Genomic DNA, 7491 nt, shown 5'->3' on the forward strand with positions numbered 1-7491 from the left:
GGCGACGAGCTGCGTATTCCCGTGGCGGCGGCGCGCATCACCCTTGAGTGATCCGGTCTTCCTCGTTCGCCGCCCACCGAATTAAGCTCGACCATAATGATTGCTAATTCCGCCCTAAGCGGAATTAGCATCCCTTGCGCCAGCCCCGCTCGCCGAAGTCGTTCTTGTCTGCGAGAGGAAGGGCGCCACCGATCAGCCCCCAATGAAAGGACGCCATCGTGCGCCAGTTTCACCTCCGCATCTACTCCCTCGACTCGGCCGAGGCGCTCGAGCAGTACGCGACCCAGAACTACCCGCGTCACCTCGAAAGCTTTCCGAAGCACGGGATCCGACCGGAGGGCTTCTTCAAGCTCGCCGACGGCGCCGATCCGAAGCTCTACGTCCTCGTTTCTTACGATGAGGGCGCGGACGGTGACGCCGTTTCAGCCGGATACATGGCGAGCCCGGATTTGCTCGCTGATCTTGAGGGCTTCGACCCGTCTCACATCCTCAACGTCGATGACATCACTCTCATTCCCACGCCCGGTTCTCCGCTGACCTGAGGCGTTCTGGCGCGCGCGAGGGGCGAGGCGAAGGCGATCTGCGCTACCCCTGCACCACCCGCGATGTCGCCCCGCAAGGGGGAGAAGGGCGCTACTCCTCGGCCTTGGCCTTGGCGCTCTTCTTCGCCGGCGCCTTCTTGGCCGCTGGCTTCTTCGCAGCCGCAGCCTTCTTCGGCGCAGCCGCCTTCTTGGCCGCCGGGGCCTTCTTCTTCGGCGCGGCGCCGGCCTTGGCGGCCAGCAGGGGCAAGGCGTCTTCCAGGGTCAGGTCTTCGGGCGCCGTGCCCTTGGGCAGGGTGGCGTTGATCTTGCCCGACTTGACGTAAGGCCCGAAGCGGCCGGCCATGACGTGGATCGGCTCGCCCGTCTCCGGGTGGGCGCCCAGGTCCTTCAGCGGGGCCGTGGCGGCGCCTCGACCGGGACGGCCTGCGCGTTTTTCGGCCAGCAGGGCCACGGCGCGGTTAAGACCGACCTCGAACACCTCGTCGATGTCCGACACATTGGCATAGGTCCCGGCGTGCAGGACGAAGGGTCCGTAACGGCCCAGGCCCGCCGTGATCATCTTGCCGTCCTCGGGGTGGACCCCGACCTCGCGCGGCAGGGCCAAGAGGCGCAGGGCCTGGTCCAGCGTCAGGGACGCGGGCGACCAACCCTTGGGCAGGGACGAGCGTTTGGGCTTTTCACCCTCCGGCGGCGTGATTTCGACATAGGGGCCGAAACGACCGATCTTCAGCTGCACCGGCTGGCCGGTCTCGGGATCCATGCCCAGTTCGCGGTCGCCGCTTTCCGCCGATCCGTCCTCAGCCGACGGGCTGGCGACGGGGCGGGTGTATTTGCAGTCGGGATAGCGGGCGCAGCCGATGAAGGCGCCGAACCGGCTGGTCTTCAGGCTGAGTTGGCCCTGATGGCACAGGGGGCATTCGCGCGGGTCCGACCCGTCTTCCTTGGCCGGGAAGATATGGGCGCCCAACGATTCGTTCAGGGCGTCCAGGATGGCCGTGGTGCGTAGTTCGCCGGCGGCCTGGGTCGCGGCGTGGAAGTCCGACCAGAACTCGCGCAGCAGCACCTTCCAGTCCAGCTGACCGGCCGACACCTCGTCCAGACGGGTCTCCAGCGCGGCGGTGAAGTCGTATTCGACCCATTTGGCGAAGAACTGTTCCAGGAAGGCCGTGACCAGCCGTCCCTTGTCCTCGGGATAGAAGCGGTTCTTGTCGACGCGGACGTATTCGCGATCGCGCAGGGTCGACAGGGTCGAGGCGTAGGTCGACGGACGGCCGATGCCCAGCTCTTCCAGCTTCTTGACCAGGGTGGCTTCCGAATAGCGCGGGGGCGGTTCGGTGAAATGCTGGTCGGTGCGGATGGCGTCGACCTTGGCCTTGGCGCCTTCCTTCAGCGCGGGCAGGCGGCTGGTTTCGTCGCCTTCATCATCCCCCTCGGCGCCCTTCTGCTTCTCGTCGCGGCCTTCCTCATAGACGGCCAGGAAGCCGTCGAAGGTCACCACCTGGCCGGTGGCGCGCAGGCCGGTCAGGCCGTCCGAGGTTTCGATCTCCACCGTGGTGCGGTCCATGCGGGCCGCTTCCATCTGCGAGGCGACCATCCGCTTCCAGATCAGCTCGTACAGACGCTGAAGATCGGATTCGAGGCGCAGGCTGTCTGGATGACGGGCGATGTTCGTCGGCCGGATCGCTTCGTGCGCTTCCTGAGCATTCTTGGCCTTGGTCTTGTAATAGCGCGCTTCCTGCGGAACGAAGGCCGGGCCGAATTCCTTGGCGATGACCTCCCGCGCCTGGGCGATGCCCTCCGGCGTGGTCTGGACGCCGTCGGTCCGCATATAGGTGATCAGACCGCCGGTCTCGTCGACGCCTTCATACAGTTTCTGCGCCGCCTGCATGGTGCGCTGAGCGGAGAAGCCCAGTTTGCGCGACGCTTCCTGCTGCAGGGTCGAGGTGGTGAAGGGCGGGGCCGGGTTGCGGCGGACGGGCTTCTTCTCGACCGAGTTGATGGTGAAGTCGCCGGCGTCGATGGCCGCGCGCGCGGCTGCGGCGGTCACCTCGTCCTTGATGTCCAGACGCTGGACCCTCTTGCCGGCGTGCTTGACCAGGCGGGCGGTGAAGGGCGGGCTGTCGGCGTTCAGGTCGGCCTCGATGGACCAGTATTCCTGCGCCTTGAACTTCTCGATCTCCATCTCGCGATCGACGACGATGCGCAGGGCGACGGATTGAACACGCCCGGCCGAGCGCGCGCCCGGCAGCTTGCGCCAAAGGACGGGCGACAGGGTGAAACCGACCAGATAGTCCAGGGCGCGGCGGGCCAGATAGGCCTCGACCAGCTCCATGTCGATCTGGCGCGGATTGGCCATGGCCTCGAGGACGGCGGACTTGGTGATGGCGTTGAAGGTGACGCGCTCGACGTGCGTATCCTTCAGCACCTTCTTCTTGTTCAGCACCTCGAGCACGTGCCAGCTGATCGCCTCCCCTTCGCGGTCGGGGTCGGTCGCCAGGATGACGCGGTCGGCGCGCTTGGCGGCCTCGGCGATTTCGGACAGGCGTTTGGCGCCCTTGGCGTCGGCCTCCCAGTGCATCGAGAAGTCGTCGTCGGGCAGGACCGATCCGTCCTTCGACGGCAGGTCGCGGACGTGGCCGTAGGACGCCAGAACCTCATAGCCGGAGCCGAGGTATTTATTGATGGTCTTGGCCTTTGCGGGGCTCTCGACGATAACGAGGTTCATGCGTGTTCGGTCTCGGGAAGGGGCGCGAACGTGGTTGGAGCGGAGCCATGTGTCAATGCACCGGCCGCCGGACGCCCGTAAACTATCGGAATATCGGGTGACTATCACGGATCGAGGGCGAATCCGGAAGAGACTTCACTAGATCGACGCCAGACCGCCGGGCAGAAGCTCGGCACGGCCCGCCAGGCTCAGCTCCAGCAAGGCGGCGGCCACCTGACCCATAGGGGCGTTCAGGGCGCGGGCGATCTCGTCGCGCGGCGTCGGGGTGGGGGAGAGCAGGGCGGCGACCCGGTCCAGGAAGGCGTCGTCCACCTCGCCATAGTCCATCGGATCCGACGGCGGCGCGCGCAGGGTGCGTAAGGTGTTGAAGGCGCGCTCGATATCCTCGATCCCCTCGCACAGGATGGCGCCCTGCCTCAGGAGTTCGTTCGGCCCCTTGGCGCGCGGGTCCAGCGGCGAGCCGGGCACGGCGAAGACGTCGCGTCCCTGTTCCGCCGCCAGCCGGGCGGTGATCAGCGAACCCGACTTGATCTCGGCCTCGACCACCACGACGCCGCGCGACAGGCCGGAGATGATGCGGTTGCGGCGGGGGAAGTCGCGCGCCTGGGCGCGAGCGCCGACGGGGCTTTCGGACACCACGCAGCCCTGGTCGATCAGGCGGGCGTAGAGGTCGATGTGTTCGGGCGGATAGATGTCGTCCACCCCGCCGCCCAGGACGGCGACGGTCCCGGTCGCCAGGGCGCCTTCGTGGGCGGCGGCGTCGATGCCGCGCGCCATGCCCGAGACGACCACATGCCCGGCCTGACCCAGCTGCAGCCCCAGGCCGCGCGCGATCCTTTGGCCGCCGGCCGAGGCGATCCGGGCGCCGACGATGGCGACGCAGGGCGCGTTCAGCAGTTCGACCCGACCCCGCGTCCACAGAATCGGCGGCGGCGGATCCAGCGCCCCCAGCATCTCGGGATAGTCGGCGTCGCCCAGCACCAGCAGCCGGGCGCCGATCCGCTCCCCATCGGCGAGTTCGCGCTCGATCCGCGCCACGGGCGGCGGAATGGAGGCCGCGCCGGACTTGCGGACCAGATCGGGCAGGATCTCCAGCACGCGAACGGCCGCGCCGTAGCGGGTCAGCAGCTGGGAAAAGGCGACGGGACCGATGCGGCCGGTGCGGGCGAGCCGCAGCCGGGCGAACCGCTCGTCCGCCGACAGGCTCACGCCTTTTTGGCCCCGATACGCGGTTCCTGGCCCTTCAGCAGCCGGGCGATGTTCTCGTGGTGGCGGACCCAGATCAGCACGGCGGCGAAGATGGTCAGGGCGAGGATCGGCATGCCCACCGGCAGGCCGACGGCGGCGAGCGGCAGCAGGGCCAGCAGCGGCGCGGTCGCCGAGGAGATCAGGGCCGCCAGTGACGAATAGCGGAAGACGAAGGCGCTGATCAGCCAGACCGCTCCGGCCATCAGGCCCAAGGGCCAGGCGGCGGCCAGCAGCAAACCATAGAAGGTGGCTACGCCCTTGCCGCCCTTGAACTTCAGCCAGACGGGAAACAGGTGGCCCAGGAAGGCCGCGCCGCCGGCGATGGCGCCCGCGACCTCGCTGTCGAACAGCGCGCGCGCGATCAACAGGGCGACGGCGCCCTTGCCGGCGTCCAGCAGCAGGGTGGCCAGGGCCAGGTCCTTGCGCCCGGTGCGCAGCACATTGGTCGCGCCGATATTGCCGGAGCCGATGTTGCGCACGTCGCCGGCGCCGGCGGCGCGGGTGATCACCACGCCGAACGGAATCGAGCCGAGCAGATAGCCGCCCAGCGCGACCAGCGCCAAGGTCCCGATCGCGGGGCCCACCAGATCCTGCACGTTGATTCTCTCCCCGCGAAATGCTGCGGCAAAATGCGTCGGCAAGCGTTGCGGAGCAAGGGCGATCCGACCTCTTGACCCGATGATTGACGCGGGGTCAGGTCCGCCCGCCCTGCCGGAGAGCCCGATGACCCGAATCCCCACCGCCGCCGCCCTGATTTTGCTGATTTCCACCTCGGCTTGCGTGGGCGCCTCGCCGGCGAGCCCGACCCCAATGGGCGGACCGGCCATGGCCGCCTATTTCGACTGTGTCCGCGACGGTGGCGTGGTCATTTCGGCGCACCGGGCGGTGTCGGCCCTGGACCAGCCCGAGAATTCCATCGCCGCCATCATGGCGACAGGCCGCGCCATTCCGGGCGCCATCCTCGAACTGGACGCCGTCCTGACCAGGGACGGCCATCTGGTGCTGATGCACGACGAGACCATGGACCGGACCACGACCGGCCAGGGCCGCGTCGCCGATCTGACCCTGGCCCAGGTCAAGGCCGCCCGGCTGAAGGCCTCGAACGGCGCCCTGACCGACGTCGCGCCCCCGACCCTGGCCGAGGCTCTGGACGCCGCCGGGCGCGTCGGCGCCATCGCCAGCCTGGACCTGAAGCCGGCCGATGGCGGAACCACGGTCGATCTGGCGCGCGCCGTGATCGACCAGGTGCGCCGCTCGGGCGCCGCCAACCGGGTCATTCTGATCACCTATAATGACGCCGACGCCCGCGCCGTGGCGGCCCTGGCGCCGGAGATGATCATTTCCGCCGGTCTGGACGGCGTCGAAGATCTGGACGGGCTGAACGCGTCGCAGATCCTGGCCTGGACCGGCACGCGCGAGGAAAGGCCCGCCCTGTGGTCGGCCCTGCGTCAGGCGGGGATCGAGGTCCAGTTCGGCACCCTGGGCGCCGAGGGGCGCCGCCGCGACGACCGATACGCCGCCGACGGCGACGTCTCCGAATATCGCGACCTGTTCCGCCACGGCGTGACCGTCATCGCCACCGATACGCCTCTGGCGGTCCAGTCGGTGCTGGGCGCCGAGGTGGCCAAGGCCGCAACCTGCCGCCGCCCGCGCTGACGCGATGATTTGCGCTCGATCAAGGAGCGGACGAACCGGCTAGGGCAGGAGAAGATCAGGAGTTCAGCATGCGCGATGATCTGATGTTCGACGTGGCCGTGGTCGGGGCCGGACCGGCGGGCCTGGCCTTCACCCGGTCGCTGGCCGGGGCGGGGCTGACGGTCGCCGTGATCGAGGGGCAGGACGCGGCCGCCCTGCGCGCCCCGGCCTTCGACGGCCGGGAAATCGCCCTGACCCACAACTCGATCCGCCTGTTGAAATCCCTCGGCGCCTGGGACCGGATTCCGGCCGAAGACATATCGGACCTGCGCGAGGCGCGGGTGCTGGACGGCGGCTCGCCCTTCGCCCTGACCTTCGACGCCGGCGGCGCCGACCGGCTGGGCGTCCTGATCCCCAACCACCTGATCCGCCGCGCCCTGTTCGAAGTCGTGGAAGGCCAGGCGGGCTTGACCCTGATGGCCGGGCGACGGGTGGCCAGCTGCGCCGTCCTGGGCGCCGCCCCGCGCGGCCGGGTCGTGCTGGACGACGGCGTGACGCTCCGGGCGAAGCTGATCGTGGCGGCGGATTCCCGCTTCTCCGGCGTGCGCGACCAACTGGGCGTCGGGGTCGAGATGAACCGGCTGGGCCGGTCGATGATGGTCTGCCGGATGCGGCACGACCAGGCGCACGGCCATGTAGCCACCGAATGGTTCGACCACCGCCAGACCGTGGCTCTTCTGCCCGTCGCGGATGTCGAGGAACGGGTCTCCTCCGTCGTCCTGACCCTGGCCGCCCCCGCCATCGCCGACCTGATGCGCCTGTCGCCCGAGGCCTTCGCGGTCGAGATGGAGCGGCGGCTGAAGGGGCGACTGACCGGCCTCGAACTGATCGAAACCCGCCACGCCTATCCGCTGGCCACGACCTGGAGCCGCCGGTTCGCGGGCGAGGGTTTCGCCCTCATCGGCGACGCCGCCGTCGGCATGCACCCGGTCACCGCCCACGGCTTCAACCTGGGTCTGCGCGGGCAGGACTCCTTGGCCAAGGTGTTGAAGTCGGCGCGGGGCGGGGACATCGGGTCGGAACGCCTGCTGGCCCGCTATGAACGCGACCACCGCCTCGCCAGTTGGCCCCTGTACCAGGGCACCAACGCCCTCGTCCGCCTGTTCACCGAAGAGACGCCCCCGGCCCGTCTCGCGCGCGGCGCGGCCCTGCGCGCCGGCCAGGCCACGGCGCCGTTCAAACGGGTGGTGAAGCGGATGCTGACGGCGTGAACTGAGCTTTCGTCATCCTCCGGCGCGCAGCGACCGGGGGACCCAGCGGCGCGCGCGAGCGCGAACCTGC

The 7491-nt window shown here is 69.1% G+C and carries 6 protein-coding genes; 3 read left to right on the forward strand and 3 right to left on the reverse strand.

The features are described 5' to 3' along the window. Positions 1–218: 218 nt before the first annotated feature. Positions 219–542, forward strand: coding sequence for an NIPSNAP family protein (locus Q7J26_RS03985; RefSeq protein ID WP_304935213.1), 324 nt, complete (start codon positions 219–221; stop codon positions 540–542). A 91-nt stretch (positions 543–633) separates the two neighbouring features. Here Q7J26_RS03985 and topA read toward each other — a convergent pair whose 3' ends face one another. The 3 genes from topA to plsY form a co-directional block, all read right to left on the reverse strand. Continuing rightward, complete coding sequence (gene topA / locus Q7J26_RS03990) at positions 634–3267, reverse strand: type I DNA topoisomerase (protein ID WP_304935214.1); 2634 nt, start codon at positions 3265–3267, stop codon at positions 634–636. 138 nt (positions 3268–3405) lie between these two features. Continuing rightward, positions 3406–4476, reverse strand: coding sequence for a DNA-processing protein DprA (gene dprA, locus Q7J26_RS03995; protein ID WP_304935215.1), 1071 nt, complete (start codon positions 4474–4476; stop codon positions 3406–3408). Continuing rightward, positions 4473–5111: a glycerol-3-phosphate 1-O-acyltransferase PlsY gene (gene plsY / locus Q7J26_RS04000; protein ID WP_304935216.1), complete on the reverse strand. Its 639-nt coding sequence runs from the start codon at positions 5109–5111 to the stop codon at positions 4473–4475. Before plsY ends, dprA begins: the two co-directional genes overlap by 4 nt. 127 nt (positions 5112–5238) lie before the next feature. Here plsY and Q7J26_RS04005 point away from each other — a divergent pair, with 127 nt between their 5' ends. Both Q7J26_RS04005 and ubiM read left to right on the forward strand, forming a co-directional pair. Then, positions 5239–6171 carry a glycerophosphodiester phosphodiesterase family protein gene (locus Q7J26_RS04005; protein WP_304935217.1) on the forward strand — a complete coding sequence of 311 codons (933 nt, stop codon included), beginning with the start codon at positions 5239–5241 and terminating at the stop codon, positions 6169–6171. A gap of 68 nt (positions 6172–6239) precedes the next feature. Beyond that, positions 6240–7421 (forward strand): 5-demethoxyubiquinol-8 5-hydroxylase UbiM, encoded by a 1182-nt coding sequence (ubiM, locus tag Q7J26_RS04010; RefSeq protein WP_304935218.1) that lies wholly within the window; start codon positions 6240–6242, stop codon positions 7419–7421. Positions 7422–7491 lie beyond the last annotated feature (70 nt).

The organism is Brevundimonas sp. (assembly GCF_030656255.1).
GTDB lineage: Bacteria > Pseudomonadota > Alphaproteobacteria > Caulobacterales > Caulobacteraceae > Brevundimonas.